Genomic DNA, 337 nt, shown 5'->3' on the forward strand with positions numbered 1-337 from the left:
CTATGGAGAATTGATGAACACTGTTCATCAATATAAGTTTCCGTGTTTCGTTTTCGTTTAGTTTTGAGAGTTCAATATAAGTATTGACTCTTAAATAGGAATATGATATAAATAAATTCCGCGATTTGTATGGGCCTATAGCTCAGCTGGTTAGAGCGCACGCCTGATAAGCGTGAGGTCGATGGTTCGAGTCCATTTAGGCCCACCATACATTTTACGGGGCCTTAGCTCAGCTGGGAGAGCGCCTGCCTTGCACGCAGGAGGTCAGCGGTTCGATCCCGCTAGGCTCCACCAAAAAGCTATTTTATATAGCAAATGGTATGTTCTTTGAAAACTA

At 43.0% G+C, this 337-nt stretch carries 2 tRNA genes; both read left to right on the forward strand.

From position 1 onward, the window contains the following. The first annotated feature begins 131 nt into the window (after window positions 1-131). A tRNA-Ile gene (locus tag KI356_RS25380) sits at window positions 132-208 on the forward strand. Between the two features lie 10 nt (window positions 209-218). Continuing rightward, a tRNA-Ala gene (locus tag KI356_RS25385) sits at window positions 219-294 on the forward strand. Window positions 295-337 lie beyond the last annotated feature (43 nt).

This window comes from Bacillus hominis (genome assembly GCF_018332515.1).
Taxonomy (GTDB): domain Bacteria; phylum Bacillota; class Bacilli; order Bacillales; family Bacillaceae_G; genus Bacillus_A; species Bacillus_A hominis.